Here is a 25,145-nt window from a genome sequence, read left to right as displayed (position 1 = left end):
GGTTAACAAATTCTGATTCACTCTGGCAAGGTGTATCGAAAATGTTAAATATTTTTAGCAGTCTCCTGATTCCAAAGGTGAATCTGAAATGGCACTCTTCATGCAAAAAATGAGGAAATGCCGCTATCCGACTCTTTCGACTCGCAAATGCGCAAGGCGCCACATTTCGTACCTCAGCATTTACGGAGCCTTAAATCATCGCACCTATGATTAACGATGCCCGTAAACGAAAGGTTACCAGCGGTAGGTATTTGTTAAGACCGCAGTCGTTTTTTGTTTCCGGCCCGCGCGGGCCGGCAGTCGGGCGCAGGAATCGGTAACCGGGGTCTCGCTATCCACGGGAGTATTGCGTATGAAAGCACGTGAGAGCCTTACCCGCCTGAAGGAATTTCAGGTGCGGGAGAAGCAGCGTCAGTTGAGCCAGCTTCAGATGATGATGTCCGAATTCGAGCGGATGACCAAGGACCTCGAAAGCCAGATCGTCTTTGAGGAAAAGAAGTCGGGAATCTCCGATCCGTCGCATTTTGCCTATCCGACCTTCGCCAAGGCTGCACGCCAGCGGGCCGACAATCTCCAGGTGTCGATCCGCGAATTGAAGGTACAGCAGGACGCGGCCGAACTGGCGCTTGCCGAGGTTCAGGCCGAGTATGCCAAGGCCGCAGCCCTGGAGGAGCGGGATTCGTCGGCGCGGCTTCGCGCCTGAGAAGAGGCCGAAGGCGATTGACGGGAACCTTGGCCGCAATGGCGGCCGGGGACTGCCTGCTCCGGGATAACAATGGCCCGCTTCTCCTTTGGGAGGCGGGCCATCGTGTTGCGAAGAAATGCCGGCTATGCCTGGACGGCGTCCTGCCAATCCGGATGACGCATCACCTGAGCGCGCATGAAGGGGCAGAGCGGAATAATCTTCCAGCCGCCCTTGCGTGCTTCCTCGACAGCGTATTTCGCAAGCGCCTGTCCCACGCCTTTGCCGCGCAATTCATCCGGCACGAAGGTGTGATCGATGATTACAAGCTGGGGCGACGATCTGGAATAGGTCATTTCGCCGGTGTGTCCGTCGATGGTCGCCATGTAGCGGCCCTTGGCTCCCGTCTTCTCCTCAGTTATCTGCATAGGCACTCCTTTGCCTTGGCCGCTCTGCGGGCCGTGCTAAGCAACGACCCGCAAAGCACAGCCGATTGTCGACTGCGGCGCGTTTTAGCGCGGGATGCGCGCACACGCTGTTCTTGCCACATTTGTGCGACGTCCGGTGATTCCACCTGACTGCAAAATGCCTAGAAACGACACCGGCGGCTGCGGGAAAATCCCGAGCCGCCGGTTCGAACTATGGCCCTGTCGCGGATGGATCAGTGGCGATATTGCTGGATGCGGGTGGTGCGCAGGCCGGCGAGACCGTGGTCGTTGATGGAGGATTGCCAGGAGAGGAATTCCTCGACGGTGAGGGTGTAACGCTCGCAGGCCTCTTCGAGGCTCAAGAGGCCGCCACGCACGGCAGCGACGACCTCGGCCTTCCGGCGGATCACCCAGCGGCGGGTGTTCGCCGGCGGCAGATCCGCAATCGTCAGAGGACTGCCATCGGGGCCGATGACATATTTCACGCGTGGACGCATCATTTCGGTCATGGGACTCTCTACACAAACTCAAGACCATATGGAGGCGACCTTAGCTTGCCACATTTAACATTTGCCTAAGTGGACGGTAACGATTTGCTCATAATTTGAGACACCTCGGAGCCACTGCAAACCGCCGCGAACGGCGGCCGACGGGCGGCCTCGGTCGGCAGCCCCCGCGGCCGGCACGCCTGCGCACTTGCCCCGCGAAGCACAAGTTTCTATATGTCGCGGCACAGAAGGCCGAAGGAATGCCGCCGGCGCAATCGTGATCAGCGCGCGGCCCTCCACCGCGCCGCGCGTCATCGGACGCGCAAGGTCGCTGTAGCACTTTGAATTGCTGCATGTTTTATCCTTAAGCCGACTATGATTTAAGGAAGCATGCATTGGGTAAAACAGGACGTTGGCAGCGATAGCGGCGTCCGGATGCCGGATTGGATCCCGTGAACAGTCTCGATTTTGACCGCAGGCCCGAAGATACGCGCGTCGTCGTCGCCATGTCCGGCGGCGTCGATTCCTCCGTGGTGGCAGGCTTGCTCAAACGCGAGGGCTACGACGTTCTCGGCATCACGCTGCAGCTCTACGACCACGGTGCGGCGGTGCACCGGGCCGGCTCCTGCTGCGCCGGCCAGGACATAGACGATGCGCGACGCGTCTGCGAAACGCTCGGCATCCCGCACTATGTCCTCGATTACGAGGCACGTTTCCGCGAGACGGTGATCAACCCCTTCGCCGAAAGCTACATTGCCGGCGAAACGCCGATCCCCTGCGTTGCCTGCAACCAGACCGTCAAATTCGCCGATCTCCTGGCGACCGCCAAGGAGCTCGGCGCCGACGCGCTTGCGACCGGCCATTACATCCGTTCCCGGCCGAGTCCGAAGCCGCGCTATGCCGGGCAGCGCGCCCTCTACCGGCCGACCGACGCGGAGCGCGACCAGAGCTATTTCCTCTTCGCGACCACCCAGGAGCAGATCGACTATCTGCGCTTTCCGCTCGGGAGCCTTTCCAAGCCCGAGACGCGCGCGCTCGCCGAGGAGATGGGCCTCGTCGTCGCCAAGAAGGCCGACAGCCAGGACATCTGTTTCGTGCCGCAGGGCAAATACAGCGACATCGTCTCGAAGCTGAAGCCGAATGCGGCGCTCGCCGGCGAGATCGTCCATCTCGACGGGCGGGTGCTCGGCAGCCATGAGGGCATCCTGCACTACACGATCGGCCAGCGGCGTGGCATCGGGGTCGCGACCGGCGAGCCGCTCTATGTCGTCTATCTCGACGCCCGCTCCCGCCGCGTCATCGTCGGGCCGAAGGAGGCGCTCGAGACGCGTCGCGTCTATCTGCGCGACGTCAACTGGCTCGGTGATGAGGAAATCGACGAGGCGGCAGCCCGCGGCTTCGCATGCTTCGCCAAGGTCCGCTCCACCCGCCAGCCGGCGCCGGCTGTCTTGAGGCGCGATGCCGACGGCATCTATGTCGAGCTTGTCGACGGCGAGGCGGGCGTGGCGCCGGGCCAGGCTTGCGCGCTCTATTCGGGCACCGGTGAGGACGCCCGTGTCTATGGCGGCGGATTCATCCGCAAGTCCGAACGCGAACCGGCTGCGGAGGCGGCCCTCCAGGCGCTCCTGCGCGAGCCCGCGGCAGCCTGAACGGCGGCGGTTCGGCGCATCGGCAAAAGTTCGCACTTTCCCGAAGACATTGCTTGACACTAGCCGGAACAGCACCTTATAAGCCGCCCGTCCAGCCGAGACGGGCTTCGCCAAGAAGCTTCCACGGCACCGGCGGCGGAGTAGCTCAGTAGGTTAGAGCAGAGGAATCATAATCCTTGTGTCGGGGGTTCGAATCCCTCCTCCGCTACCATTCAGTTCTTCGTCCAGCCCAGAGACATAGGTAACAGAACGTACTTAAGACATGGGTGACAATCTCGTGCCGAACGGGTTGTCGATGGATGAAGCCTCCTCCACCACGTCGCGACATGGCTGCTGCCGTTCCACTCCCGGATCAGGCGAGCACCGGGCGGGGACGGTGCGTCGCTCGGCGGTTCGCGGCCCAGTGTCTTGCTTGATCGCACTGAGAGCAGATACATAGGCGACCGCCGCCTACCGCATCGTCTGGCCGCTGCCGCCCATTATGAATAGGATTGCGGGAGTCTCCGAAATACCAAGCTCTCGTACGGCACGTCCGAAGATAAAGACGCTGGTCACGTGGTTTGTCGACGTTAAGTCCAGACTCGCCGTGGTGCACTGTCGTCGCGTTGGATTTTGCCACTCGCTTCACATCAACTTCGCAGCACGGCGGAGCAAGTTCTCAAATCCCTGAACCGTCGAGCTCTCGCTCGTCGTCGCCTTCCCAAGGTGAGGGCATCGAGGTGCGATCGAGATTGGCCGAGGGCATCGGCATCCAGCACTTCAATTCGGGTTCGGCGTATTCGATGATGCGGCCGGGCGAGGAATCAGAGGCGCGCCAGCCTTCTGCACCGAACTGGTCGCCATTCGACCAATAGGCGAGGTCAACTTCTGCCGCACCTTGTTCGGACGGGCGGATCGTCACGAGGATCCGACTGCCGTTTTTCGGTGCGCTTGTCATGGAGCGCCAGCTGTCTGGCTCGGCCATCAATTTTCCTCCTGCCTTGCTTCAGGGTGCAAGTGTCGCCTCGACGTCGAAAGCGGTCAACGCAAACTTTTCAAATCCCACCGTCAGCGAGGCCGCCTTCAATCGGGCTGTTCCGCGCATGGCGACCTGGGCGAAGGCAGGTCGGACGAACTGGTCGAACAGGATAGCCTGTTCGCCCCTCTGTGGAGAGGCCGGATTGGCGACTTTATCGCTGGTTGCGGCCATGGCCTGATTGGGGCAGGATGCCGCCACTGAAAAGGCAGCGCGATTGAACGGCTGGCTCATGCTGATCGGCTCATGTCATTGCGGGAAGGCGAGATGGACTCTTGAGGGGGACCCCGGCTCGGTCACCGCGTGCAATTGCACACTCTGCCGGCGCTACGGTGCGCTGTGGGCCTATGACTACGAAGGAGAGCGTATCGCCGTCACGGGAGAGACGGCCTCCTACACGCGCGCCGGCAGGGACAAGTCATCGCTTGAGATATTGTTCTGTCCATCCTGCGCCTGTGTTCTGAGCTGGCGCGGCCTGCGGCTTGAAAAGGATGGCCGCCGGCGTATGGCTGTGAACCTGCGGCTTGCGCCGCCAGATGCGGTTGGTGACCTGCCGATTGATCATTTCGACGGTCTCGACACGTTTGAGGACCTGCCGTCGAAAGGACTATGCGTGCGCGATCTCTGGTTTTGACGAGAATGACCCGTGCCGGCTCCGGCCAAAACCGTCGCGATCTGAAAGGCCAGAGACATTCTGCCGGGGAACTTTGAAGTAGGCGTGACTCCTTATCCGAGTCCTCGATGGATATTCGAAAGATTTTCCGACTGAGATGTGCGAAAATCCGCGGCGACCTATACAGGGAGTCGCGGCGACATGTCGTTTTCCCAATCGAGAATCTGCAAGGGCTGCTGGGAGCAGATGCGGATCCCTGTGCCTCTGCGCGGACCAGCCTCCATACCCTTCCGCGCCTTTGGCATCCGCCCCAGCCGGATGAACCCGAACACCTGCACGATTTGCGAGCTCATGTTCACACGCGTGATGAAGGCCCGCAAGATCACCGTTGACGTGACCGTGCTTTTTGCAGATTTGAGGGGCTATACGACGCTGTCGCAGTCGCTGTCGGCAGATACCGTCTCTTCCATGCTGGATGATTTTTACGACGAATGTGCCGAAGCCATTTGGGAATTCGACGGTCTTCTCAACAAGACGGTCGGTGACGCGGTGATGGCAATTTTCAATTTTCCGATCCCCCGCCAGGACCACGCGGAATGTGCTGTTCTGGCCGCGAGGGAGATCCAGCGCCGCTGCCGATTGCGCCGCGAGCTGCACGCTGCCGAAGGCCTGGACGGAAGCGAATTCGGCGTCGGAATCGGCATCGATTCGGGCGAGGCCAGCTTCGGAGAGTTCGGTCGATCGCATCGGGACCTGACGGCGATTGGAACGGTCGTGAATACTGCCACCCGCGCACAGGCGGCCGCTGAAGCGGGCGGGATTCTCGTCACCACGGCCGTTCGCGAGCGGGCGCACAGTCAGACGGCCGCAAGCATAGGCCGGGAATATCGCCTCAAGGGCTTTGACAAGCCGGTCGAGCTTTACGCCGTCTGAAGGATGGTTGAGGCCGGCGGAGGCGACGACAGGGTCGAATTTGCGGGATCGCCGACCTTCGAGGTTCGCGGTTACCGCATGTTGCCATAAGTCATGCCGATAGAGGCGTAAATCAGCGCGACCTTTGCGCATCTGATAAGACGCGCGGTCTGAAGCGCGTCGCGTTCAAACGTCTTCACGCGGCGCGCTCTAGGTCGCTGTTTTTGTGCATGCCGTCATCCCAAAACCGCTGCACAGGTTTGGGCGACATGCATTGGATCACCTGCGAGAACTTCGCAACACGAGCAGCGCACAAGCCGCCGCATTTCCCTCGCCACAACAGCCACTTCGCTGCACGCGCAGCCATCCTGCGACTCCCGACCCGAAGAGTCTCGAGGAAAATGTATTCTGTGCGAATAACGAATGTATACGCAGATAATACATTTTTCTTGACTCGCTGCTCCTTGGGTGCGACCTTGTGCGCATCAGCCACTTCCAGACGTCAGAGGAGGTCCCTGTGAAGAGCGGCAAAAACGGTCTCTACGAAGATCTGAAACGGCAGATCCTGACGATGGAGTTGGATCCCGACGAGGACCTGGACGAGGTGGTCCTTGGCGAGCGCTACGGCGTATCGCGGACTCCGGTGCGTGAAATCATCCGTCGCCTCGAGGGGGAGGGATACGTCGAAATTCGGGAGAATCGCGGGGCGCGGGTGGCCCCCATGAACCATTCGACGTTGAGGAACTTCTTCCTGGTCGCGCCGATGGTCTACGCGGCGATCGGCCGGCTGGCCGTCCAGAACTTCAAGCCCCGACAGATGACGCAACTGAAGGACACGCAGGAGCGGTTTCGCACTGCTGCTGGGTCCAAGGACGCGCCGTCGATGGTGCTGGAGAATAACCGCTTCCACGAGATCATGGGCGAGATGTCCGGCAACGTCTATCTGCAGCCGAGCCTCGGCCGCCTGCTGATCGACCACGCCCGCATCGGCCACACCTTCTTCCGTCCCCGCAACGAGGACATGGAAAAGCGGCTGCGCGTCGCCGTCGAACACCATGACGCGTTCATCGCGGCGATCGCCGCTCATGACGAGGACGCGGTCGTCGACCTCGTCTTTGAGCATTGGGAGCTCTCGCGAGAGAACATGGAGATGTTCATTGCGCCGCAAGGCCTGAAGGCCGACGCCCTGGTCGATGGCCCGGCCAAACTGCAGATGGAGAAACTGTCTTGAAGTTCGAAGGTATCTATACGCCTGCGGTGACGCCTTACACCAATGGCATGATCAACATGAAGGCGTTCGCGGAGGTCCTTGAATCTCTGATCGAGGCCAAGGTCCACGGGATCATCGTCGGCGGATCGACCGGGGAATACTACGCCCAATCGGCACAGGAACGCTTCGACCTTGCCGCCCGTGCCAAGGACGTCATCGGAACGAGGCTGCCGCTGATCGTCGGGACCGGCGCCACGCGGACGGAGGATTCGGTCGAGTATGCGAAGGCCGCCAAAGACATCGGGGCCGATGCGATTCTCGTTTCGTCGCCGCCCTATGCCCTGCCGACGGAGCGCGAGAACGCTGTGCATGCGCTGACGGTCGACCGTGCGGCTAACCTGCCGATCATGCTCTACAACTATCCGGCCCGCATGGGCGTGATGATGGGAGACGAGTATTTCTCCCGCGTCGGCAAGTCCAAGAACGTCGTGGCAATCAAGGAGAGCTCCGGCGACATGGGCAACCTGCACCTGCTCGCCCGGAAGTTTCCGCACATCTCGCTCTCTTGCGGCTGGGACGACCAGGCGCTCGAGTTCTTCGCCTGGGGAGCGAGAAGCTGGGTCTGTGCCGGCTCCAACTTCCTGCCGCGCGAACATGTCGCCCTCTATGAAGCCTGCGTCATAGAGAAGAACTTCGACAAGGGCCGCGCCATCATGACGGCGATGCTGCCGCTGATGGACTTTCTCGAGTGCGGCAAGTTCGTCCAGTCGATCAAGTTCGGCTGCGAGCTGAACGGGCTGAAGGTCGGCGAGGTGCGCGCACCGCTGCGCCCCTTGAACTCCGAAGAAAAGCGAAGCCTCCAAACGGTCATCAGCACCCTGAAGCGGTCCGTTGCCCACATCACATCGGGAGCCAATTATGCATGATCTTCTGACCGCAGCGGAATATGCGGCGATCGCCAAGTCGATGTCCTATCCGTCGAATGCCTTCGTCGATGGCGCCTTCCGCCCTGCCGCATCCGGAAAGACATTCAAGACGACCAATCCGGCGACGGGCGAAGTCCTGACGGAAATCGCCGCCTGCGATTCTTCCGACGTCGACTTTGCCGTCGCCAAGGCCAAGCAGGCATTTGAAGACGGCCGCTGGCATCTGCGCTCTCCCGGCGAGCGGAAGGACGTCCTTCTGAAGTTCGCCAGGCTGCTCGAGCGCAACCGCCACGAACTCGCCGTGCTCGAAAGCCTCGACAGCGGCAAGCCGATCCGCGAGGTCCAGACGATCGACGTGCCGGACACGATCCACACGATCCGCTGGCACGCGGAGCTGATCGACAAAATCTACGACAACACCGCACCGGTCGGCTCGAACGCCCTGACGCTCGTCGTGCGCGAACCGATCGGCGTCGTCGGCCTCGTGCTGCCCTGGAACTTCCCGCTGCTGATGCTCGCCTGGAAGATCGGGCCGGCGCTTGCGGCCGGCTGCTCCGTCGTCGTCAAGCCGGCGCAGGAGACGACGCTGACAGCGCTCAGGGTGGCGGAACTCGCTCACGAGGCCGGTATTCCGGCCGGCGTCTTCAACGTCGTCACCGGCAGCGGCAAGGATGTCGGCGAGCCGCTCGGCATGCACATGGACGTCTCGATGGTCAGCTTCACCGGCTCGACCGCGACCGGCCGGCGCTTCCTGCGTTACGCCGCGGATTCGAACCTGAAGCGCGTCGTTCTCGAATGCGGCGGCAAGAACCCGGCCGTGGTGATGAACGATGTCGAGGATCTCGATCTCGTCGCCGAGCAGGTCGTCAACGGCGCGTTCTGGAACATGGGCGAGAACTGCTCTGCGACCTCGCGCCTGATCGTTCACGCCGACGTCAAGGACGAGCTCCTGAAGCGGATCGGTGCTTACATGCGGGAATGGAGGATGGGCGACCCGCTCAATCCCGAAAACCGCATCGGATCGCTGGTCAGCAAGGCCCATTTCGAGAAGGTGAAGTCGTTCCTGGACGACGTCCAAACGGAGAAGCTTTCGCTGCTCTTTGGCGGCGACACGCGAGAAGGCGGCAATTTTGTCGAGCCGACCGTCGTCGACGGCGTCGGCCGCGACAGCCGCCTCTTCCAGGAAGAGATTTTCGGGCCGGTGCTGTCGGTCACGACCTTCAGCAGTCTGGCGGAGGCGATCAGGCTTGCCAATGACACGGTCTACGGCCTGACGGCCTCAGTCTACACCGGCAGTCTCCGCAACGCGATCAAGCTGTCGCGCGAGATCCGCGCCGGCGTTGTCACCGTGAACTGCTTCGGCGAGGGCGACGCGACGACACCGTTCGGCGGCTACAAGGAATCCGGCTTCGGCGGTCGCGACAAGTCCATCTGGGCGCACGACCAGTACACCGAACTGAAGACGATCTGGATCGATGTCTCGGATCGCTCGGTCGACGAGACGGTGCGATGAACCACCACACAATCAAGCGACTGCCTGTCGATACCGGAAGATCCGGCTGGGAGGCGATCAGCACCCGCCGGTTCCCGATGCAGACGCTTGAGAGCGACGTCCGCGCCGATTGGCTTATCATCGGCGCGGGTTTCGCGGGCCTTTCGGCCGCGCGGAGATTGTCGCAACTGCGGCCGGGCGACAAGGTCGTCTTGCTCGATGCAACCGAGGTTGCGAAGAGCACGGCCGGCCGCAATTCCGGCTATATGATCGATGTGCCGCACAATCTCGCTTCCGGCGAGTATTCGGTCGCCGACGAGAAGGCGACGGCGCTGGAAATGGAGCAGAATCGTCTGGCGATCGCATTCGCCGCAGAGGCTGCTGCCGAATACGGGATGTCGAAGGAGACCTTCGATCCATCCGGTAAGATCAACGCCGCGGCCAGCGAGCGAGGCCTGAAATTCAACAGGAATTATGCCGCTTCGCTGCAGCGGATCGGCGAGAAGCACGAGTTGATTGATCTCAAGCAGATGCGCGAGATCACAGGCTCCGACTATTATCTCGGCGGCCTCTACACGCCGGGCGCCGTGTTGATCCAGCCGGCAGACTATATCAGGGGGCTGGCGCACGGCCTGGGTTCCAAAGTCAATCTCTATGAACATTCGCCTGTCCTCGAACTGACCCGGCAGGGGAAGGATTGGAAGGCGAGATCCAACCGCGCCACCGTGACGGCGCCCCGGGTGATCCTGGCTGTGAATGGCCATGTCGAGAGCTTCGGCTATTTCCGTCGTCGACTGATGCACATCTTCACCTACGCCTCCATGACGGCTGCCTTCTCGCCGAAGGAGTTCGGCAGCCGGGCGAGCGGAGCCGACCGTTGGGCTTTGCTGCCGGCGGATCCGATGGGCGCGACGGTCAGGAAGATCAGCAGCAGCGGTCTTTCGCGGATCGTGATCAGGACGCGCTTCACCTACGACCCGAGCCTGCAAGTCTCCACGAAGCGCATCGCCGGTATCGCCGCCGAACAGAGGCGATCGTTCGACGCGCGCTTCCCCGAGCTTCAGCGGGTGCCCTTAGAGTTCAGCTGGGCGGGAGCGCTTTGTCTCAGCAGGAACCATGTCCCCGCCTTCGGCGAGATGGAGGAGGGGCTCTATTCCGCCTGTTGCGAGAATGGTCTCGGCACCGTCAAAAGCACGCTGGCGGGGATGATGGCCGCGGAACTCGCCACCGGCACCGGGAACCGGGATCTCGAGACATACAAGGATCAGCCGATCCCGAGCAGATTACCGCCGGAGCCCTTCGCCTGGCTCGGCATCAACTCGGTGATCCGCTGGCAGGAATTGCGAGCTGGTCGGGAGGGCTAAGCCGGCGACCACGCAATGACGAAGACTGAATGAGCAGTCTTTGAAAAACAACGGGAACCAAGAACAGGAGTGAACCGTGAAGACACTTTGGAAAGCATTCTGCGCCGCTGCGATGGTCGGCCTGACCATGATGCCGGCTCGCGCTCAGGAGAAGACCATCGAGATGGGAACGATGGCGTGGGAGGACCTGACGCCGATCGCAGGCATCACCAAGAAGGTTCTGGAAGACGCCGGCTATACCGTGAACGTGACTGAGTTTTCGGAGTGGGGCATCGCCTATGCGGCGCTGAGCAAGGGCGATATCCAGATCCTGGCCTCGCAGACCGACTATGTCGCCCAGGACTACTGGGACAAGAACAAGAACCGTCTGGAGAAGATCTCGCCGGTATCCCACGGCCTCTATCAGGGCATCGCAGTCCCCAAATACGTCAACATCGACTCCGTCGAACAGCTCAATGACAACGCCGACAAATTCGGCGGAAAGATCATCGGGATTGAGCCGGGCGCCGGCCTGATGCGCGACACCGCGAACGCGGTCCAGGAATACGGCCTCAAGCTCCAGCTCGTCGAAGGCAGCACCGCGGCGATGACTGCAGCGCTTAAATCCGCAATCGACAGGCAGGAGTGGATCGCGGTCACTCTCTGGGAGCCGTCGTGGATGATGCAGAAGTACGACGTGAAGTACCTCAAGGACCCGAAGGGCGTCTTCCCGCCGCCGCAGACCTATTATTGGATCGGTCATAAGGGCTTCTCGGAAGAGAATCCGCAGGCACGCGAGATCCTGGCAAGCGTCTATGTTCCGCTGGCTGACATCACCGCGATGAACGGCGCCGTCGGCGACGGCAAGAAGATGGAAGAGGTCGTCAAAGAGTGGACGGATAGCCATGCCGACCTCCTCAAGCGCTGGGAAAACATCAAGAAGTACTGAGGTTCGATACCGCAATTCTGGTCGCCTGGACTCGTCCGGGCGACCGCTGCCAAGGCTTGTGAGGACTTGAGCACTGCCAGCACGGGATTGGCTCGAAGGGAGTGAGGAAAATGGCAAGCATCGATGCAAACGAAGTGCTGATCGACTGCCAATCGGTCTGGAAGATCTTCGGCGACAAGGCACCCGCCGCTATGGAAGCAGTTGCCAAGCGCGGCCTGTCGAAGAAGCAGATCCTGCAGGAATACAACTGCGTCGTCGGCGTTTCCGATGCCAGCATCCAGGTTCGCCGCGGCGAAATCTTCTGCATCATGGGCTTGTCTGGCAGCGGCAAGTCCACGTTGATCCGGCTTCTGAACAGGCTGATCACGCCGAGCCTCGGCAAGGTGCTCGTCAAGGGCAAGGACCTCTCTGCCCTCGACGCGGCCGGACTTCGGCAGATGCGCGCCCAGAACATCGGCATGGTCTTCCAGAGCGTGGCATTGCTTCCGCATCGCACGGTGCTCGAGAATGCGGCCTTCGGGCTGGAGGTCCAAGGCATTGCGAAAGCCGAGCGCAACCGGACTGCCACGGCGGCGCTGGAGAAAGTCGGTCTCGGCGACTGGCTCAATCGCTATCCATCGGAACTCTCCGGCGGCATGCAGCAGCGCGTCGGACTGGCACGCGCCATCGCCTCCGATCCGGAAATCATTCTCATGGACGAACCGTTCAGCGCACTTGACCCGCTCATTCGCAGGCAGTTGCAGGACGAGTTCCGCCAGCTCACGAAAGAGCTCGGCAAATCGGCGGTGTTCATCACTCACGATCTCGACGAGGCCATACGGATCGGCGATCGCATCGCGATCATGAAGGACGGCGTGATCATCCAGGTGGGGACCGCCGAAGACATCGTCCTCAACCCGGCGGACCAATATGTCGCGGACTTCGTAGCGGGGATTTCCCGTCTCCATCTTATCAAGGCCCATTCGGTCATGGTCCCGGTTGCCGAGTATCAACGGCAGCACCCGGGCAGCGACCTCGCCTCGCTCGCCAAGACCACTCCGGAAGCAGACATCGACGAACTCATCGGGCTGACCATGCAATCGGATCGCGATGGCATTGCGGTCGTCGACAAGGGGGCCGCGGTCGGTGTCGTCACGGCCAAGAGTCTTTTGGCCGGCGTCAAGGGAACGACGACTGCCGAACAGGCCGCGGCGGCCTAGAGGAGGGCGCGATATGGAAAGTTCGGCTTTCGCGGACACATTCGACGCCTGGACGGACTCGGCACTGGAGTGGCTGAGCGACAACGGTGAGTTCCTCTTCGATCTCGTCAGAGCGATGCTCGAGGGACTCTATGACGGCATATTATGGCTGCTCGACCTTCCGCCTTTCTTTGTGGTGGCGGCGGTCCTGGCCCTTGCCGGGTGGCGGCTGGTCAATGCCTGGTTTGGCGTACTGACGGGGATCGCCCTCGTCTTGTGCTCGCTCCTGGGCCTGTGGCCGGAGACCGTAAGTACCTTGGCCCTGGTCATGACGGCGACGTCCTTGGCGCTTCTCGTTGGGCTGCCGATCGGGGTGGTGGCAGGATTTCTGCCGCAGCTCGACCGCTTGCTGGAGCCGGTTCTGGACCTTATCCAGACCCTGCCGCCTTACATCTACCTTCTCCCGGCGATTGCGCTCCTGGGCTACGGTCCGGCGACCGCGCTCATTGCGACCTTCGTGGTCGCCATGCCTCCGGCCGTTCGATTGACGTCGCTCGGCATCCGGATGACACCGCACGAGTTCATCGAGCTTGGCCAGTCCGTCGGCATCACACGATGGCAGATGTTCTTCAAGATCCGTCTGCCCTTTGCAATGCCGAGCATCATGGCCGGCATCAACCAGAGCCTGATGATGGCCTTCGGCATGGTCGTGATCGCCGGCATTGTCGGTTCCGGAGGGCTTGGCGAGACGATCTACAAGGCAATCCGGACGCTCGACATGGCCAGGTCGATCGATGCCGCCATCGCGATCGTCGTGCTGACCATGGTGCTTGACCGCATCACGCAGAGTGCTGCCAGCCTCGGCAAGGGAGGAACAAGATGAACCTGGACTCGTTTCAGTTTTCGCTGGGAACATACCTGGCGCCGGCTATCGACTGGCTCAATGCCAACTTCCATCCGTTCTTCGCCTTGATCAGCACTGTCGTCGAGGCGGTGCTTTCGGGAATCGAAGCGGCGCTGCTGGCGCTGCCGCCTTACGTGCTGATCGCCGCCGTGGTGCTTCTCGCCCTTGTCCTCGTCAACATCCGCGTGGCCATTCTTGCGGGACTGGCACTCGGCTTCTGCCTTGTGATGGGTCTCTGGGTCGCATCCATGCAGACGATTGCTTTGGTCACCGTCGCCGTGGCGATCTCCGTCCTGATCGCCTTTCCCCTCGGTATTCTCGCCTCTCGTGTAAAGGCCTTCGAAGCGGCGATCCGCCCTGTCCTCGACATCATGCAGACGGTGCCGCCGTGGGTCTATCTCATTCCCGCGGTGATGATCTTCAGCCTCGGGCGGGTGCCGGCGATTATTGCAACGATCGTCTACGGTATACCGCCGATGCTGCGGCTGACCACGCTCGCATTCAATCAGGTTCCGAAGGACCTGCTTGAACTCGGGCAGGCGATCGGTGCCTCGCCCCGCTCCATCCTCTTCAAGATCGAAATCCCCGCGGCAAAGCCGACCCTGCTCGTCGGCCTCAACCAATGCATCCTCCTGTCGCTCGCCATGGTCGTGCTGGCCGGCTTGGTCGGGGCAGGCGGGCTCGGTGCAGAGGTGACGCGCGGCCTGACGCGAATGGAAATGGGGCTTGGCCTGCGCGCCGGCCTCGCCATCGTCGCGGTCGCGCTTCTTCTCGACCGGTTTTCGCGTGGCGCACTTCAACGTAACCGAACGCGGCCAGCGGGCTGACTGGAGCGGATCATGCGGCACAGCTTTTTCTGTATCGACTCGCATACCTGCGGCAATCCGGTTCGCGTCGTTGCCGGCGGTGGTCCGCTGCTTCCGCATCTGCCGATAGCCGAGCGGCGCGAGATCTTCGTTCGCGACCACGACTGGATACGCCAGGCGTTGATGTTCGAACCGCGCGGCCACGATGTCATGTCCGGAGCGATCATCTATCCGGCCTTCCGGGACGATTGCGACTTCGCGGCTCTCTTCATCGAAGTCAGCGGCTGCTTGCCGATGTGCGGAGCCGGCACGATCGGCCTTTCGACCGTCGTGATCGAGGAAGGTCTTGTCCGGCCGAAAACTCCCGGGACCTTGTCGATCGAAACGCCGGCCGGAAGGGTGGACGTCAGGTACGAGATGGACGGCGATTTCGTCAGAAGCGTGCGGCTGTTCAACGTCGCGAGCTACCTTTACAGCGCCGATGTCGAAGTCGACGTGCCGGGTGTCGGACGGCTGGTCGTGGACATCGCCTATGGCGGCAATTTCTATGCGGTCGTCGAGCCGCAGCGGCACTGGCAAGGTCTCGACGGCATGACCGCGTCCGAAATCGTCAGCCTCAGCCAGAAACTCCGTACGGCGCTTGCAGAGGTTTGCGATCCCGTGCACCCGGAGGATGACAGGATTCGCGGCGTCCACCACGCGATCTGGTGCGATCGGCCGACCAACGAAAATGCCGACGGCCGCGGTGCGGTCTTCTATGGCGACAAGGCGATCGACCGCTCGCCTGGCGGAACCGGGACCTCCGCCCGCATGGCGCAGTTGCACGGAAAAGGGCGACTGAAGGTCGGTGACACCTATCGGAATGAAAGCCTGATCGGCACGGTGTTCGACGGACAGATCGAGGCGGCGGCCAAGGTCGGGCACCACGAGGGCATCATGCCGAGTATCGGCGCATGGGCGCGAATCACCGGCCACAATACGATCTTCGTCGACGACCGCGATCCTTTGGCCCACGGATTTCAGATCAGGTGATCGCAGGGGCGGGTGGGGGTCTACAAGGGACGCCCCCCAATTTGAGAGGAGCCAGAGTAAAATGGGACATTCCGTCCACTCATCGGCGCCGGGGGGCGCTCCGCAGCCGCAGCGCCTGAAAATCGGATTCATCCTCTCCCGATGGTTCACGCTGTCGGCCTTTGCGCTATTCGTCGATACCCTCCGGCTTGCGAGTGACCAGCTCGACCGATCGGGCCGCGTCCTCGCCGATTGGCAGGTCCTCGGCAGCACGAGGCACCTGATCACCTCGAGCTGCGGCGTCCAGGTCGCTCCTACATCGGACTTCGTCGATCCTGGCGAGTTCGATTACATTGCCGTAGTTGGTGGACTTCTCAGTGTCGAGCAGCCGGTCGACCATGAAACAATCCGGTTTCTGAAGCGGGCGGCTTCGAAAAGCGTTCCGTTGATCGGCCTGTGCACCGGCTCCTTCATTCTGGCGGAGGCCGGCCTGATGAAGGAACACCAGACCTGCGTGAGCTGGCTTCACTACCACGAGTTTCGCGAACGATTTCCCGATCATGACGTCCGACCGGACCGGCTGTTCAATCTCGACCGCAAGCGCGGTTCCTGTGCAGGGGGAAGCAGTGCCGCCGACCTTGCGGCTGCCCTGGTGCGGCGGCACATCAGCCGGGACGCCGAGCGCAACGCGCTCGAAGTCCTGCAGATCGAAAAGGCCCGGTCGCAGTTCGATATCCAGACGCGGCAGCCGCTGCACGACTACGTCAACGACAACCGTGTCATGGCCACTCTGATAAATATGGAGCAGCATCTCGAAGGTGGCATCACCATCGAGCAGCTTGCAGCCTCCGTCGGCTTGTCGCGCCGCCAGCTCGAACGCTTGTTTTCCGAAAAGGCGGGCATGTCTCCCGCTCTTGCTTTCCGACGCCTGCGATTGGACAGGGCGAGGCACATCCTGCTGACAAGCAAGAAGCCCATAATCGAGGTCGCGCTCGACGTCGGCTTTGTGAACACCTCGCATTTTACCAAGGAGTTTCGGCGGACCTACGGCCGAACGCCGGCGGAGATCCGAGATTCCGCGGCGCGCGAACGGCAAGGGGTCGAAAGCAGCCTGCCGAGAGCTATCTAGGCTAAATTAGGCGGTGTGTCCCGTTACGATGTTCCCTTGCGCCAGATGCCAGACGCACATCAGGCCGCCTCGAGCCGGCTGAACCGAACCGGGATCAGTTGCCGCGCCTTGAGGTGTCCCGCCGCATCCTTGTCGATGACTGTCAGCACCTGTTCTTCGGATCCAACAGGAAGAACCAGACGGCCCATCGGCTTGAGCTGCTCGAGCAAGGCTGGCGGCGCCTCCTCGGCTGCCGCGGTGACCAGGATCTTGTCGAATGGGGCATGCTCAGGCCAGCCGCGAGAGCCGTCGCCGACCCGGATGCCGATGTTCGACATGCCGAAGCCCTGTAGCAAAGCCTCGGCATGATTTGCAAATTCCTCGATGATTTCGACGCTCCAAACCTGCCCGGCGAGTTCGGCGAGAATTGCGGTTTGGTAGCCCAGGCCGGTGCCGACCTCGAGCACCGCCTCATGCGGTTGGAGATCAAGGAGATCAGTCATAAGGGCGACCATGAAGGGCTGCGACACGGTCTTGTCGAATCCGATCGGCAAGGGCGTGTCCTGATAGGCAAGAGGCGCAATCGCAGCGGGCACGAAGAGATGCCGGGGCACCCGCAGCATCGCCGCCATCACCCGTTCATCGAGCACCGCCTTGCCGAGTTCCTCGCTTGCAAGATCGACATAGATTGCAATCACCTCCACCATGTGCCTGCGCAGAACGGCGAGGTGCTCTTCGTTCATCGGCTTCATGAGGACGGCCTTTCCTCAGCTCGTGGGCACTCGGGCGGGCATCTTAGCATCAATGGGCAGGGAAACACCCGTTGCCGCACTGGTCGCATTTGGCCATCGCTATATCCTCCTGCTCAGTCCGACCAACCTCGCGAGCCGCGATAGGTTCCGACTTGGTACCGGGCCAAGCCTCGTGTCCGGTCGTTGACCAGCGATCCGCAACCACCGCCGGTTGACATACGACGGCGCTGGTGGCCGCAATGCGCCCCGCGAGGGAACGCGTGCGCACACGGAGTTTTGAGTGGACGGACAAGGACGGTGCCATATAGATGCGTCTGACGAGGCTCGTGATGGAACGCAAACTCGCAGCAATCATTGCAGGCGACATCGTCGGCTACAGCCGGCTGATGTCCGAGGACGAGTCCTCGACCTACGCGGCCCTGCGCGCCACCTTCAGCGAACTGATCATACCGACCGTCGAGAAACATGGCGGTCGCACCTTCAAGACCACCGGTGACGGCTTTCTGGCGACCTTCCCAAGTGTCAACGAGGCGCTCGATGCGGCGATCGAGATCCAAAACGGCTTTGCCGAGCGGCCGTTCCAAATGCGGCTCGGCATCAACCTCGGTGACGTCATAGAAGACAATGGCGACATGTTCGGCGATGGCGTCAACGTCGCTTCCCGACTGGAGGCCATGGCAGCGCCGGCCAGCATATTCGTCAGCGAGGCCGTCGTCCGCAGCGCCGACCGGAGCCGCAGCAAGCTTTTCTACAGTGTCGGGCGAAGGCAGGCCAAGAACATCGCCGAGCCGCTTGCCATCTACGCCGTTCGGCTCGATCCGGAAGAGGCGAGCGGCCGGGGCTGGACACGGAGGTTTGCGCTCCGCCGGCGTCCCGCTGTGGCTTTTGCGGTGGGGGCTACGGCGCTCGTCGCCGTCGCCGCTTTCACGCAGGTGCCCGCATTGCGGGCGATCGGTGCGGATGTGACCGGCAGCATTGTGCGTCTGACAGGCGCTGAGCCCTCAGATGCGCGGCCGACCGTTGCGGTGCTGCCTTTCGACAACATGAGTGGCGATACCGACCAGGCCTATTTCGCCGACGGGCTGACCGAGGACATCATCGCCAACCTTGCGCGTAATCCCGACCTTCAGGTCATCGCACGCAACTCGACCTTTGCGCTGCGCGGTCAGGCGGAGGACATCCGCAGGATCGGAGAAAGGCTCGGGGCCGGCTATGTGGTGGAAGGCAGCGCCAGGCGCGCCGGCGACCAGCTTCGCGTGGTGGCACAGTTGATCGACGCGCGCAGCGGCGCTCACCTCTGGTCGCGCACCTACGACCGCCGCGTCGAGGACGTCTTTGCGCTGCAGACCGATTTGACGGCCGAGATCGTCTCGCATCTCGTGTCCTATGTGCGCGAGTCGGAAGTCTCGAACGCGGCTGAACGGCCGACCGAAAATCTTCAGGCCTACGATCTCGTGCTGCAGGCGCGGGACCGCTATAAACACGGATCGAGGGATGCCGAGGCGCTGCTTGCGGCGCGCGCGCTGCTTCATCGTGCCCTCGAACTCGATCCCGGCTATGCCACGGCTCGCGCCAATCTCGGCATGACCTATATCGTCGACTTCGCACAGAACCTCACCGGCAGGGCGATTCGGATCGATGTGGAAACGGGGCTCAGCGAGGCGCGCCAGGCCGTTCGCCTCGACCCCAATCTCGCCGTAGGCTATCAGGCCCTGAGCTTCGGCCTTTCGGTCGCCGGCGACTACGCCAGCGCCATTCAGGCCGCAGAGCGTGCGGTCGAACTCAACCCGAACGACCCGGACAGCCTGATGGCGCTGGCCAAGGCGCAGGTCCGCTTCGGGAGCTATGAGGAGGCGGTCAGCAATGCCGAGCGCGCCCGCCGGCTACATCCGATGGCGCCGGAGTATTACACCTATGTCTACGGCCAGGCTCTCTATGCTGCCGGCCGCATCGACGAGGCTGACCAGGTGTTGCGGGAATGCCTGATCCGCGCGCCGCGCGAGGCGGATTGCCTCCTGATACATACGGCAGTCCTGACCCAGCGCGGAGACGCGCCAGGCGCGCAGCGGGCGATGGCGCAGCTGACGAACGTCAATCCTCAGTTTTCACTTGCCGAAGAGCGCGTCTATCGTCGCTTCGGCGATTCCCCGCTCATGGATCGGTTCCTGTCGCAGCTTGCGGAAGCCAAAGCGCCAGACGCGACAAGCGGCTTGCCACAGCCTCGCTCCGGACTACTGTTGTAGGCAGTCAGCCTGCGCGCCCCGCGCTCATGCGGCGGCGGGAGCTACACGGCCGCCTATTCGGCCGCCGAGCGCCGGGGCAATACCCAGTCGGGGCGTGGGAAGTGGCAGGTGTAGCCGTTCGGGTAGCGCTCCAGATAGTCCTGGTGCTCCGGCTCCGCCTCCCAGAAGTCCCCCGCCGGTTTGACTTCGGTCACCACCTTTCCCGGCCATAGGGCGGAAGCGTCGACGTCTGCGATGGTGTCCTCGGCAATGCGCTTCTGCTCGTCGTCGACATAGTAGATCGCCGAGCGGTAGGACATGCCGATGTCGTTGCCCTGCCGGTTTTTCGTCGTCGGATCGTGGATCTGGAAGAAAAACTCCAGAATCCGCCGGTAGCTGATCTTCTCGGAATCGAAGATGATCTCGATGCCCTCGGCGTGGGAACCGTGGTTGCGGTAGGTCGCATTCGGCACATCGCCGCCGGTATAGCCCACGCGGGTCTCGACGACGCCGGGGAGCTTGCGGATCAGGTCCTGCATTCCCCAGAAGCAGCCACCAGCCAATACAGCTTTCTCGGTCATTCAGATGTCCTCCACATGGTTGAGATAGGCGCCATAACCTGCGGCCTCCATCTCCTCGCGCGGAATGAAGCGCAGCGCGGCGGAATTGATGCAATAACGTAAGCCGCCGCGATCCCTCGGGCCGTCGGGAAAGACATGGCCGAGGTGACTGTCCCCATGCTTCGAGCGCACCTCGGTGCGGACCATGCCGTAGGAATCATCCCTCAGTTCCTCGACATTCTCCTCCACGATCGGCTTGGTGAAGCTCGGCCAGCCGCAGCCGGAATCGAATTTGTCGGACGAGGCGAACAGCGGTTCGCCGGAAACGATGTCGACATAGATCCCCGGCCTCTTGTTATCGTTGTACTCCCCCGTGAACGGCCGCTCGGTGCCGTTCTGCTGGGTCACACGATACTGCTCGGGTGTGAGATTCCTGACCGCCTCGGCAGTCTTAGCGTAGGTCATTGCCCTGTCTCCGTGATGGATCTGCTGCCTGAATATGGCGTTGGGCCGTGCAATTTCCCAGTAAGGGCATGCAGAGATTCGATACCCGCGCGAAAAGGTCGGCTTTCCGAGCATCGAGGTTCCAACATCATAAGAACCCAGGCGGAGGCGCAGAATGGTCGGCCTACCAGGGAAAGGTTGCCCGCTCAGCCGCGAAGGGCGGAGGCCGGAGACTGGCGGTAGGCAAAGATGGCGGGTACGGATGCGATCAGTGCCGAGAAGCCGAGCAACGTCACTGCGAAGGCGATGTCTTCCCGAGCGAATCCGACCGGCATGGCAAGGCCGCTGCCATCGACCACCGCCTGGGAAATGACCATTGCCGCGGTGTAACCGATGCCGAATCCGGCGAGGATGCCGATGGCCACCAGCACGAAGAGTTCCAGCCAGACGATCGCAAGCAAGGCGCCACGCGGCGCGCCGAAGGCCCTCAGGCCTTCGCACGTCGGCGTCCCAGATTTCACCGATCGCGGCGTCCGGGTCGGCATGAGGCTGGAGTTAGCCGAACTGCTGACGCCTCGCCGTGGCGGACTGTGGCCATCCTGGCAATGGATTGAACATCGGGGTTCACACCCTAGCTACGCAGGGCCGGGGCAACAGGGAGAGGCCAATGCGTCCGTTTTACCATCTTCTCGGCAACAACCTGATCGCTAACATCACCAACTTCACGGTCTGGTTCGCGCTGACCTTCTGGGTCTATATCGAAACGCAATCCGTGTTTGCGACAGGCATGATCGCCGGTGTCTACCTCGTGTTCACATCCGGCTTCGGCTTCTGGCTCGGCAGCATAGTCGACCACAATCCCAAGAAGCTGGCCATGCTCGGCTCGAGCGTGGTGTCGGCGGGCTTCTATGTACTGTCCCTGGCGCTGCTCTTGATGTCGCCGGAGGCGGCCTTCGCCAATCCCTATGGCGTTCACCTCTGGGTTTTCGTGCTTTTGGTGATGCTCGGCGTCATTGCCGGCAATATTCGCTCCATCGCGCTGCCGACACTGGTCACCGTGCTCATTCCCGAGAATAGGCGGGACAAGGCCAATGGTCTCGTCGGCATGGTGACCGGTATCGGCTTTCTCACCACCTCGGTGATCAGCGGCTTTCTGGTCGCCTGGGGCGGAATGGTGGCGTCGCTGGCTTTCGCCCTCGTTTTCACCTTCCTGGCCTTTGCGCACCTTGCCTTCATTCACGTCGATGAACGACGTTTGGGAGCCGCGCCCGGTCACCCCGCCGAACCCAAGCGCGTCGACATCCGAGGAACAATTGCGGTGATTGCCGCCGTGCCGGGGCTATTCGCGCTGATCTTCTTTGCCACGTTCAACAATTTCCTGGGTGGCATTTTCATGGCGCTGCTGGATGCCTATGGCCTCTCGCTCGTATCGGTGCAGATGTGGGGACTGCTGTTCGGCGTGCTCTCGACCGCTTTCATCATCAGCGGCATCGTCATATCGAAGAGCGGTTTGGGCAAGAATCCGCTGCGCACATTGCTGCTGGTCAATCTCATCACCTGGTGTGCTGCGTCTTCACGATCCAGTCCTCCGTCTGGCTGCTGGCGGGCGGTTGCTTCATCTGGATGCTGTTGGCGCCCTATGCCGAAGCGGCCGAGCAAACCGTCCTGCAGAAAGTGGTGCCCCTGGAACGCCAGGGACGCGTCTTCGGCTTTGCCCAGTCGGTCGAGCAGGCCGCTTCGCCGCTGACCGCCTTCCTGATCGGTCCGCTGACCCAGTTCGTGGTCATTCCGTTCATGACCGACGGGGCAGGGGCCGATGCCATAGGCGGATGGTTCGGGACGGGTCCGGCGCGAGGCATCGCGTTGGTCTTTACACTTGCGGGTGCGATCGGCGTGGTGGTGACGATTCTTGCTCTGAGATCCCCATATTACCGACGGCTATCGACAGTCTATGCGGCCGGTACGGCCAACGAGGCCCGGAATTCCGCGACAATTCATCCTTGACCAGCGTCGAGAGCTGTCGACGTGCCTCTTGTTTTCCCTGCCAGACGAATACCCGGATGGCCTCGCCGTTTTCGGGTGTCGAAGCGGAGCAGCATCGCGGCGAGTGATGCCCGCGCCAGAGTTGATACGGGCCGGAAGGATTGTTTGTGACAGCTTTTTAACGGACTATCCAATGCTTGCCAGCTTGCAGGGGGAAGCCGCACCGAGGGGGACTATGCAGGAAACGGAACTCAAGCTCGAGCTGGCCCAAGCGGGGGCATCGTTGCTTCTGAAGGAGAATCCCTTCGCCTGCACACCCACCATTCGTCGGCAAAGGTCCGTTTATTATGATACCCAGGAATGGGACCTGTCTCAGCGCGGGTTGTCGCTATGCATCCGGCAATGCGGGAATGAACGGACCCAGATCGTCAAATCCGGCGACGGCTCGGCGGCGGAAGCTCTCACGCGTGAAGAATGGGCACTGCCAGTTGCCGAGGACACGCCCGTTCTCGACAATCCGCAGATACAGGCCCAGCTCGCCGGGACGGCGGACAGGCTCGCGCCCCTGTTCGAGGTTCGCGTCAAGCGGCATCGCTGGAGCATCACGGAAGGCGATGCGACGATCGACGTCGCCATGGACGTCGGAAAAGTCGTCGCCGCCGATCGCGAGGCACAGCTCTGCGAAATCGTGCTGGAAAGGAAGACGGGATCGCCGACGGCGCTGTTTGCGTTGACCCGAAAACTCAATCTGATCACGCCGGCCTCGATCGGGGTGCTGACCAAAGCGGATCGCGGCTACCGTCTGATTGGTCCTGCGCGTGGTGCCGTCAAGGCGAGTGTTACGCCGCTCGCTGCCGATATGAATGCTGCAACGGCGTTCGCACGCCTTGCGTCAGCCTGCCTCAAGCAGTTTCGCCTCAATGAAATGGTCCTGTCCTGGTCGCGCGATACCGAGGCTTTGCATCAGGCGCGTGTGGCCCTGCGTCGACTGCGCTCTCTTTTCTCCATCTGTAAACCGCTCTTCACCGATAGCAGGTTCGATCATCTGCGCGATGAGCTGCGCTGGCTTGCCTCGGAGCTTGGCGATGCGCGCAATATAGACGTCATGATCAAGAGCACGACAAGCGAAGAGCTTTTGCGCTGTCTGCAGGAGGCCCGCAGCGACGCCTATGGCGCGGCAGGAGCCGCGCTTTCCTCCGTCCGCGCCCGCGCCCTGATGATCGACCTGGCCGAATGGATTTCGATTAGAGACTGGCGAAGCGACGAGGCCGGCAAGGCCTTGCTCGCCCAGCCGGCGAGGCAATTCGCCTCCAGGATACTCGACAAGCTTTGGAAGAAGGTGGCGAAAGGCGGCAGCAATCTGATCGATTTGGATGATGAGACCCGCCATGAAGTGCGCATTACGGCAAAGAAACTGCGCTATGCGGCGGAGTTTTTTGGCCCCCTCTATGAAAGCAAGCAGGAAACCAAGCGCCACAAGAGGTTCATCGTCGCGATGGGGGGACTTCAGGATCACCTCGGCAGTCTGAACGATCTCGCCACCGCTCCCGACATGCTGTCGAAGCTGCAGCTTTCAGAGGTCGCGGATACAGAACCGTTCAGTGCGGACGACAAGGAAAAGCTTCTGCATGCTGCGGCGGAAGCCCACGACATATTTGTCGACACGAAGCGTTTCTGGCGCTGAGGCGTTGCGTTCCGAGCGACGCGAATTCCCTTATCCGGCCTGCGGTGGAACCCCGATCGTCTCTCTTCGTTTGTGAGAGCAAGGAGGCGACGATGGGCAAGAAGAAGCGGCTTCCCAAAAAGGTCGCGGGCGTGAAGATCCCCAAGGCTTGGCGCAAATCGAAGATGCTCCGCAGCTTGATGAAGACCAGCTTCGGGCGTGACCTGCTCGCCCACTCGCTGACTGCCGGCGCGGGTGCGGCGGCGGCAGTGCTAGTCGGAAAGCAGCAAAAGGTAACCGCGGTCGCCAAAACCGTGACCCGAAAGGGTGCCCGATCCGCCGGGCTTTGGGCGAATGCTTTGGAGACCGCGTTTTCGGCTGCAAGGGAAGTGATCCGAGACGCCGATCCGCCGAAACGGCGCTACAAACCGGCGCCCTTGTCAGCGGACGGCGCCGATCAGGATGCGGCGTGGCGCGATGACGAAGAAAAGGGGGGCGGGCTTAAGTCCATCGAAGGCTTCCTGATACGCCAGTACGGCGACAAGTTCACCTCGCGCGTCATCGTCGCGGCGAGCGTGCGAGCAATTTCCGTGCTGATCCGCGAACACCCGCTGATCGCGGCGCGGCTGTTGGGCGTCGGCCTGGCGCGGGCGGCACAGGTGGGTGCGACCGACGTGTTTGACTATGTAAGCGGAGGCGAGCAGCAAGATGACCCCGAGCTCCCCTCGGGACTGATCGTGCCCCGACAGTCCCTGGTGCCGGAAGTCAACAGCAAGGGTAACCGGACAAGCGATGACGACTGAGCAC

At 61.8% G+C, this 25,145-nt stretch carries 26 protein-coding genes, 1 tRNA gene and 1 pseudogene; 20 read left to right on the top strand and 8 right to left on the bottom strand.

What is annotated here, in order from left to right; translation table 11 throughout:
- Nucleotides 1-352 precede the first annotated feature (352 nt).
- Complete coding sequence (locus tag ATC00_RS19405; RefSeq protein WP_037388770.1) at nucleotides 353-703, top strand: hypothetical protein; 351 nt, start codon at nucleotides 353-355, stop codon at nucleotides 701-703.
- A 125-nt stretch (nucleotides 704-828) separates the two neighbouring features.
- On the opposite strand, the gene ATC00_RS19400 is transcribed toward ATC00_RS19405, so the two are convergent.
- Both ATC00_RS19400 and sciP read right to left on the bottom strand, forming a co-directional pair.
- Entirely contained in the window at nucleotides 829-1,110 is a 282-nt protein-coding gene (locus ATC00_RS19400; RefSeq protein ID WP_037388767.1) for a GNAT family N-acetyltransferase, read from the bottom strand.
- A 233-nt stretch (nucleotides 1,111-1,343) separates the two neighbouring features.
- Nucleotides 1,344-1,619: a CtrA inhibitor SciP gene (sciP, locus tag ATC00_RS19395; RefSeq protein ID WP_003527546.1), complete on the bottom strand. Its 276-nt coding sequence runs from the start codon at nucleotides 1,617-1,619 to the stop codon at nucleotides 1,344-1,346.
- Nucleotides 1,620-2,050: 431 nt separating this feature from the next.
- Between sciP and mnmA the strand changes: the two genes are divergently transcribed.
- Nucleotides 2,051-3,247 (top strand): tRNA 2-thiouridine(34) synthase MnmA, encoded by a 1,197-nt coding sequence (gene mnmA / locus ATC00_RS19390; RefSeq protein ID WP_064254041.1) that lies wholly within the window; start codon nucleotides 2,051-2,053, stop codon nucleotides 3,245-3,247.
- A 134-nt stretch (nucleotides 3,248-3,381) separates the two neighbouring features.
- Nucleotides 3,382-3,458: transfer RNA gene (locus tag ATC00_RS19385), tRNA-Met, on the top strand.
- 447 nt (nucleotides 3,459-3,905) lie between these two features.
- On the opposite strand, the gene ATC00_RS19380 is transcribed toward ATC00_RS19385, so the two are convergent.
- Entirely contained in the window at nucleotides 3,906-4,211 is a 306-nt protein-coding gene (locus tag ATC00_RS19380) for a hypothetical protein (RefSeq protein WP_037388762.1), read from the bottom strand.
- A gap of 21 nt (nucleotides 4,212-4,232) precedes the next feature.
- Nucleotides 4,233-4,496 carry a hypothetical protein gene (locus tag ATC00_RS19375; RefSeq protein WP_064254008.1) on the bottom strand — a complete coding sequence of 88 codons (264 nt, stop codon included), beginning with the start codon at nucleotides 4,494-4,496 and terminating at the stop codon, nucleotides 4,233-4,235.
- On the opposite strand from ATC00_RS19375, the gene ATC00_RS31290 reads away from it, so the two are divergent.
- From ATC00_RS31290 to ATC00_RS19320, 12 genes are all read left to right on the top strand, one after another.
- Nucleotides 4,495-4,896, top strand: coding sequence for a GFA family protein (locus tag ATC00_RS31290; RefSeq protein WP_072597101.1), 402 nt, complete (start codon nucleotides 4,495-4,497; stop codon nucleotides 4,894-4,896). The two genes, ATC00_RS19375 and ATC00_RS31290, sit on opposite strands and share 2 nt — an antisense overlap.
- 180 nt (nucleotides 4,897-5,076) lie before the next feature.
- The gene (locus ATC00_RS19370) at nucleotides 5,077-5,808 is read left to right on the top strand and encodes an adenylate/guanylate cyclase domain-containing protein (protein ID WP_064254007.1); all 732 of its coding nucleotides are present in this window, start codon (nucleotides 5,077-5,079) and stop codon (nucleotides 5,806-5,808) included.
- A gap of 496 nt (nucleotides 5,809-6,304) precedes the next feature.
- On the top strand, nucleotides 6,305-7,018 hold the full coding sequence (locus ATC00_RS19365; protein ID WP_064254006.1) for a GntR family transcriptional regulator: 714 nt from the start codon (nucleotides 6,305-6,307) through the stop codon (nucleotides 7,016-7,018).
- Nucleotides 7,015-7,923 (top strand): dihydrodipicolinate synthase family protein, encoded by a 909-nt coding sequence (locus ATC00_RS19360; protein WP_037388751.1) that lies wholly within the window; start codon nucleotides 7,015-7,017, stop codon nucleotides 7,921-7,923. The genes ATC00_RS19365 and ATC00_RS19360 overlap by 4 nt, the downstream gene beginning before the upstream one ends.
- A complete protein-coding gene (locus ATC00_RS19355) occupies nucleotides 7,916-9,436 on the top strand; it encodes an aldehyde dehydrogenase (RefSeq protein WP_064254005.1) in 1,521 nt (506 codons plus the stop codon). Before ATC00_RS19360 ends, ATC00_RS19355 begins: the two co-directional genes overlap by 8 nt.
- Nucleotides 9,433-10,779, top strand: coding sequence for an NAD(P)/FAD-dependent oxidoreductase (locus ATC00_RS19350; protein WP_064254004.1), 1,347 nt, complete (start codon nucleotides 9,433-9,435; stop codon nucleotides 10,777-10,779). The genes ATC00_RS19355 and ATC00_RS19350 overlap by 4 nt, the downstream gene beginning before the upstream one ends.
- Nucleotides 10,780-10,855: 76 nt before the next feature.
- Nucleotides 10,856-11,707: a glycine betaine ABC transporter substrate-binding protein gene (locus tag ATC00_RS19345; RefSeq protein WP_037388746.1), complete on the top strand. Its 852-nt coding sequence runs from the start codon at nucleotides 10,856-10,858 to the stop codon at nucleotides 11,705-11,707.
- A 110-nt stretch (nucleotides 11,708-11,817) separates the two neighbouring features.
- On the top strand, nucleotides 11,818-12,906 hold the full coding sequence (locus ATC00_RS19340) for a quaternary amine ABC transporter ATP-binding protein (protein WP_037388744.1): 1,089 nt from the start codon (nucleotides 11,818-11,820) through the stop codon (nucleotides 12,904-12,906).
- 13 nt (nucleotides 12,907-12,919) lie between these two features.
- Nucleotides 12,920-13,768, top strand: a complete 849-nt coding sequence (locus ATC00_RS19335; protein WP_064254003.1) for an ABC transporter permease — start codon at nucleotides 12,920-12,922, stop codon at nucleotides 13,766-13,768.
- Complete coding sequence (locus ATC00_RS19330) at nucleotides 13,765-14,616, top strand: ABC transporter permease (protein ID WP_037388741.1); 852 nt, start codon at nucleotides 13,765-13,767, stop codon at nucleotides 14,614-14,616. The genes ATC00_RS19335 and ATC00_RS19330 overlap by 4 nt, the downstream gene beginning before the upstream one ends.
- Nucleotides 14,617-14,628: 12 nt before the next feature.
- Nucleotides 14,629-15,627, top strand: coding sequence for a 4-hydroxyproline epimerase (locus tag ATC00_RS19325; RefSeq protein ID WP_064254002.1), 999 nt, complete (start codon nucleotides 14,629-14,631; stop codon nucleotides 15,625-15,627).
- Between the two features lie 61 nt (nucleotides 15,628-15,688).
- The gene (locus tag ATC00_RS19320; RefSeq protein WP_037388737.1) at nucleotides 15,689-16,735 is read left to right on the top strand and encodes a GlxA family transcriptional regulator; all 1,047 of its coding nucleotides are present in this window, start codon (nucleotides 15,689-15,691) and stop codon (nucleotides 16,733-16,735) included.
- 59 nt (nucleotides 16,736-16,794) lie between these two features.
- Here ATC00_RS19320 and ATC00_RS19315 read toward each other — a convergent pair whose 3' ends face one another.
- A complete protein-coding gene (locus tag ATC00_RS19315; RefSeq protein WP_037388734.1) occupies nucleotides 16,795-17,466 on the bottom strand; it encodes a protein-L-isoaspartate(D-aspartate) O-methyltransferase in 672 nt (223 codons plus the stop codon).
- A gap of 329 nt (nucleotides 17,467-17,795) precedes the next feature.
- Between ATC00_RS19315 and ATC00_RS19310 the strand changes: the two genes are divergently transcribed.
- Nucleotides 17,796-19,709: an adenylate/guanylate cyclase domain-containing protein gene (locus ATC00_RS19310; protein WP_064254001.1), complete on the top strand. Its 1,914-nt coding sequence runs from the start codon at nucleotides 17,796-17,798 to the stop codon at nucleotides 19,707-19,709.
- A gap of 53 nt (nucleotides 19,710-19,762) precedes the next feature.
- Here ATC00_RS19310 and msrA read toward each other — a convergent pair whose 3' ends face one another.
- The 3 genes and pseudogenes from msrA to ATC00_RS19295 all read right to left on the bottom strand — a co-directional run.
- Nucleotides 19,763-20,269, bottom strand: coding sequence for a peptide-methionine (S)-S-oxide reductase MsrA (msrA, locus tag ATC00_RS19305; RefSeq protein WP_037388731.1), 507 nt, complete (start codon nucleotides 20,267-20,269; stop codon nucleotides 19,763-19,765).
- Nucleotides 20,270-20,713, bottom strand: coding sequence for a peptide-methionine (R)-S-oxide reductase MsrB (gene msrB / locus ATC00_RS19300; protein ID WP_037388729.1), 444 nt, complete (start codon nucleotides 20,711-20,713; stop codon nucleotides 20,270-20,272).
- A 185-nt stretch (nucleotides 20,714-20,898) separates the two neighbouring features.
- Nucleotides 20,899-21,183 (bottom strand): annotated as a pseudogene (locus tag ATC00_RS19295) (FtsX-like permease family protein); the annotation flags it as partial.
- 176 nt (nucleotides 21,184-21,359) lie between these two features.
- Here ATC00_RS19295 and ATC00_RS19290 point away from each other — a divergent pair.
- The 4 genes from ATC00_RS19290 to ATC00_RS33195 all read left to right on the top strand — a co-directional run bounded on the left by ATC00_RS19290 (nucleotide 21,360) and on the right by ATC00_RS33195 (nucleotide 25,141).
- Complete coding sequence (locus ATC00_RS19290; protein ID WP_199275554.1) at nucleotides 21,360-22,439, top strand: MFS transporter; 1,080 nt, start codon at nucleotides 21,360-21,362, stop codon at nucleotides 22,437-22,439.
- Nucleotides 22,370-22,696 (top strand): hypothetical protein, encoded by a 327-nt coding sequence (locus tag ATC00_RS33200; protein WP_199275553.1) that lies wholly within the window; start codon nucleotides 22,370-22,372, stop codon nucleotides 22,694-22,696. The genes ATC00_RS19290 and ATC00_RS33200 overlap by 70 nt, the downstream gene beginning before the upstream one ends.
- On the top strand, nucleotides 22,644-24,359 hold the full coding sequence (locus tag ATC00_RS19285; protein ID WP_327290646.1) for a CYTH and CHAD domain-containing protein: 1,716 nt from the start codon (nucleotides 22,644-22,646) through the stop codon (nucleotides 24,357-24,359). Before ATC00_RS33200 ends, ATC00_RS19285 begins: the two co-directional genes overlap by 53 nt.
- Nucleotides 24,360-24,451: 92 nt before the next feature.
- Complete coding sequence (locus ATC00_RS33195; RefSeq protein ID WP_064253999.1) at nucleotides 24,452-25,141, top strand: hypothetical protein; 690 nt, start codon at nucleotides 24,452-24,454, stop codon at nucleotides 25,139-25,141.
- Nucleotides 25,142-25,145 lie beyond the last annotated feature (4 nt).

The organism is Sinorhizobium americanum (genome assembly GCF_001651855.1).
GTDB lineage: Bacteria > Pseudomonadota > Alphaproteobacteria > Rhizobiales > Rhizobiaceae > Sinorhizobium > Sinorhizobium americanum.
This window is presented reverse-complemented; position numbering and strand designations above follow the sequence as displayed.

What these genes read in the sequence shown, in the direction of transcription:
- ATC00_RS19405 (WP_037388770.1), top strand. Translation starts at nt 353, where the DNA reads ATGAAAGCACGTGAGAGCCTTACCCGCCTGAAGGAATTTCAGGTGCGG.
- ATC00_RS19400 (WP_037388767.1), bottom strand. Translation starts at nt 1,110, where the DNA reads ATGCAGATAACTGAGGAGAAGACGGGAGCCAAGGGCCGCTACATGGCG.
- sciP (WP_003527546.1), bottom strand. Translation starts at nt 1,619, where the DNA reads ATGACCGAAATGATGCGTCCACGCGTGAAATATGTCATCGGCCCCGAT.
- ATC00_RS19380 (WP_037388762.1), bottom strand. Translation starts at nt 4,211, where the DNA reads ATGGCCGAGCCAGACAGCTGGCGCTCCATGACAAGCGCACCGAAAAAC.
- ATC00_RS31290 (WP_072597101.1), top strand. Translation starts at nt 4,495, where the DNA reads ATGCTGATCGGCTCATGTCATTGCGGGAAGGCGAGATGGACTCTTGAG.
- ATC00_RS19375 (WP_064254008.1), bottom strand. Translation starts at nt 4,496, where the DNA reads ATGAGCCAGCCGTTCAATCGCGCTGCCTTTTCAGTGGCGGCATCCTGC.
- ATC00_RS19370 (WP_064254007.1), top strand. Translation starts at nt 5,077, where the DNA reads ATGTCGTTTTCCCAATCGAGAATCTGCAAGGGCTGCTGGGAGCAGATG.
- ATC00_RS19355 (WP_064254005.1), top strand. Translation starts at nt 7,916, where the DNA reads ATGCATGATCTTCTGACCGCAGCGGAATATGCGGCGATCGCCAAGTCG.
- ATC00_RS19350 (WP_064254004.1), top strand. Translation starts at nt 9,433, where the DNA reads ATGAACCACCACACAATCAAGCGACTGCCTGTCGATACCGGAAGATCC.
- ATC00_RS19340 (WP_037388744.1), top strand. Translation starts at nt 11,818, where the DNA reads ATGGCAAGCATCGATGCAAACGAAGTGCTGATCGACTGCCAATCGGTC.
- ATC00_RS19335 (WP_064254003.1), top strand. Translation starts at nt 12,920, where the DNA reads ATGGAAAGTTCGGCTTTCGCGGACACATTCGACGCCTGGACGGACTCG.
- ATC00_RS19330 (WP_037388741.1), top strand. Translation starts at nt 13,765, where the DNA reads ATGAACCTGGACTCGTTTCAGTTTTCGCTGGGAACATACCTGGCGCCG.
- ATC00_RS19325 (WP_064254002.1), top strand. Translation starts at nt 14,629, where the DNA reads ATGCGGCACAGCTTTTTCTGTATCGACTCGCATACCTGCGGCAATCCG.
- ATC00_RS19320 (WP_037388737.1), top strand. Translation starts at nt 15,689, where the DNA reads ATGGGACATTCCGTCCACTCATCGGCGCCGGGGGGCGCTCCGCAGCCG.
- ATC00_RS19315 (WP_037388734.1), bottom strand. Translation starts at nt 17,466, where the DNA reads ATGAAGCCGATGAACGAAGAGCACCTCGCCGTTCTGCGCAGGCACATG.
- ATC00_RS19310 (WP_064254001.1), top strand. Translation starts at nt 17,796, where the DNA reads ATGGAACGCAAACTCGCAGCAATCATTGCAGGCGACATCGTCGGCTAC.
- msrA (WP_037388731.1), bottom strand. Translation starts at nt 20,269, where the DNA reads ATGACCGAGAAAGCTGTATTGGCTGGTGGCTGCTTCTGGGGAATGCAG.
- msrB (WP_037388729.1), bottom strand. Translation starts at nt 20,713, where the DNA reads ATGACCTACGCTAAGACTGCCGAGGCGGTCAGGAATCTCACACCCGAG.
- ATC00_RS19290 (WP_199275554.1), top strand. Translation starts at nt 21,360, where the DNA reads ATGCGTCCGTTTTACCATCTTCTCGGCAACAACCTGATCGCTAACATC.
- ATC00_RS19285 (WP_327290646.1), top strand. Translation starts at nt 22,644, where the DNA reads ATGCGGCCGGTACGGCCAACGAGGCCCGGAATTCCGCGACAATTCATC.
- ATC00_RS33195 (WP_064253999.1), top strand. Translation starts at nt 24,452, where the DNA reads ATGGGCAAGAAGAAGCGGCTTCCCAAAAAGGTCGCGGGCGTGAAGATC.